Origin of the sequence: Longimicrobium sp. (genome assembly GCF_036280135.1) — a bacterium.
GTDB lineage: Bacteria > Gemmatimonadota > Gemmatimonadetes > Longimicrobiales > Longimicrobiaceae > Longimicrobium.
Map to the genome: position 1 here is coordinate 1 of NZ_DASURI010000574.1, position 2,846 is coordinate 2,846.

Below are 2,846 nucleotides of genomic sequence, written 5' to 3' on the forward strand. Positions count from 1 at the left end.
CGGCGTCCGCGATCACCCGGCGCGCGCCGGACTGGCGCAGCGCGGCGTGGTGGCGGGGGGCGGGATGCGCGGGATCCATGGGCACGTAGGCGGCGCCGGCCTTCATCACGCCCAGCAGCGACGCGATCAGCGCCGGCGTCCGCGCCATGCAGACGCCCACGCAGTCGCCGCGGCGCACCCCGGTCGCCATCAGCCCGTGCGCGATGCGGTTGGCGCGGCGGTTCAGCTCCGCGTACGTGATCTCGTCCCGCCCGCTGACGAGCGCGACGGCGTCCGGCGTGGCGCGCACCTGTGTCTCAAAGAGCGCGGTGACGGTCCCGTCCTCCCGCAGCGCGGGTCCGCCATCGCTCCACTCGGCCATCCGCGCGATCTCATCCTCGGACGCCAGACAGACGTGGCGGATGGGGATGGACCGGTCCGCCGCGATCTGCCGCAGGATGGTCTCCAGGTGCAGCGACATCCGCCGCACCGTCTGCTCGTCGAACACGGCCTCCGGGTACTGCAGCGCCGCCGCCAGCGTGTCGTCCGCGCGCTCCACCTGCAGCGTGAGGTCGAAGATGGCCGTGCGCGAGTCCAGCTCCACGCGCTCCACGTCGATCCCCGGCAGGTGCAGCGCCGACGCGCCGTCCGTGAAGGTGAGGATGGCCTGCACCAGCGGCGGCCGGCTGAAGTCGCGCCGCACCCCGGCCAATTCGACGATGCGGTCGAACGGCAGGGTGCCGTGCTTCTGCGCGCCCGCCACGGTGGCGTGCACGCGGCGGATGAGCGCGGACAGGCTGGGATCGCCATCCAGCCGCATCCGCAGGGGGACGGTGTTGGCGAAGAAGCCGGCGACGTTCGCCAACTCCGCGCGCGGGCGGTTGGCCAGCAGCGTGCCGACGAGGAGGTCGTCCGCGCCCGCATAGCGGGAGAGGAGGAGGGCGTACGCCGTCGCGAGGATTACGTACAGCGTCGTGTCTTCCGCGCGGGCCGCATCCGCCAGGGCCGCCGTCAGCGCCGGCCCAACGGTGAAGGAGTGCTTGGCGCCGTCCCAGCCCTGCACGGCGGGGCGGGGATGGTCCACGGGCAGGTCCAGCACGTGCGGCGCGCCGTCCAGCTCCGCGCGCCAGTACGCCTCGTCCGCCGCCTGGCCGTCGCGCGGGTGCTGCTGGAACGCGGCCCAGTCCCGAAAGCGGACGGGCGGCGGCGGGAGCGCGGCATCTTCGCCGCGGACGCGCGCGGCATACAGGTCGCCCAGCTCGCGCAGCACCACGCCCGCCGACCACCCGTCCGCCGCCAGGTGATGAAAGCCGATCAGCAGGTGATGCTCATCGGCCGACATGCGAAGGAGCGTCGTGCGGAAGGCTTCGCCCGCGGCGAGGTCGTAGGTGGACTGCGCGAACTCGTCCGCCTGGAAGCGCGCCTCGGACGGGGCCCATGCGTCCGCCGGGATCTCGATGACGCGCGGCTGCCACGATGCGCCGTCGAGCACGGTCTGCACGGGCTCGCCGTCGCGCTCGGTGAACGCCGTCCGTAGCACCTCGTGCCGCGCGACGAGCGTGCGCAGGCTTGCCGTGAGCGCGTCCACGTCCAGCGGCCCGCGCAGCACGAAGCCCATGGGGATCGTGTAGACGGGGTAGCCGGGCGCGAGCGGGAGCACGTACCACAGCCGCCGCTGCTCGGCCGAAAGGGGCGCGGGGCCGTCGTGGACGCGGGGGATGGCGGGCGCGGCGCGCAGCTTTTCCAGCAGCGCGCGCTTCGCCGGCGACAGCGTGGCGAGGCGGTCGGACAGCTCGGTCATCGGGAGATGCCGCGCCCGGGCGGGCGCTCTCGGAAGGAGGTGCTACGGATGCAGAACGTGCCGCGTCCGCAGTGTAGCGCGGGTGCGGCACGGGGTCAATCATCCCGGATTGGGGCACCGAGACGGCGTGGCCGGGCTCTCGGATGGGCGCTGTCCTACGGCCAGGGCAGGGGCTCAGGGATCGCGATCCGGTGGATGATGTGCACGGCAGGCATCACGCTCCGGGGCGACGGCCCGCGCGGGCGCCCCCTCCGCTCGCTTAGGCTCGCACCTCCCCCAATAACCCCTGGGGGAGGTTGGAAGCGCAGGGTTTCTGCCACGCAACGGCCGGTCGCGGACCGGACGGAACCAGCAGGATGACGGCGTCCCTTGGTAGAGAGGATGCTTTCGGCGAGGGGACGGCATCCGCGTTTTTTCGGGGAGGCAGCACGTCGGCTTCCGAGCGTGACTGGGGAGCGCATCCCGCGACGCGATCGACACGAGGCCGCCTCCACGCGTGGAAGCATAGCTCGTGGTTTGGATACAAGATCCTTCGTCGCCGCCATGGCTCGTGCACAGGCGGACATCGCGCGGCGGCTCCTCAGGATGACGCATTGTCGCGGGGGGCAATCAACAACCAGTCTCCGGGCATGCGGCGGGTGCGTGCGGAAGGCTCAACCCTCGGAAGATGTGGATGGTTCGAAATGCCTTCCCGGGGTGCAGGGAATCCGCCCGGGCGCATCATCCACCTGATCGCGATCCGTAAAGCCGTGCCCCGAAGCGGATCGTGCCGCGCCCGCTGGAGCGCGGGCGCGGCACGCTGGATCAGGCGCGGATGACGCCTGGACTCAGGGCGTCCAGGAGGACGACGCGGGGATCTTGGCCGGGTTGCGGCCCAGGAAGGCCCGCAGGTCGCCCAGGTCGTACACGCCGTCACCGTTGGCCTGCTGGTCCATGTACTGCCGCTCTTCCAGCGTGAGCGCCTGCTGCGCGTTGCCGAAGAAGATGCCGACCGCGCGCTCGAAGGTGATCGCCGCCTCGTCCACGGCCCACGCCGGACCGTCGCCCGGCGCGAACGACGCGCTGG

At 72.2% G+C, this 2,846-nt stretch carries 2 protein-coding genes; both read right to left on the minus strand.

Annotated features, from left to right (window positions below):
- Positions 1 to 1,780 (minus strand): condensation domain-containing protein (locus VFZ20_RS18480; protein ID WP_329685404.1); only part of this gene is annotated, 1,780 nt, incomplete at its 3' end.
- Between the two features lie 827 nt (positions 1,781 to 2,607).
- A partial coding sequence (locus tag VFZ20_RS18485) for a hypothetical protein (RefSeq protein ID WP_329685405.1) occupies positions 2,608 to 2,846 on the minus strand: 239 nt, incomplete at its 5' end.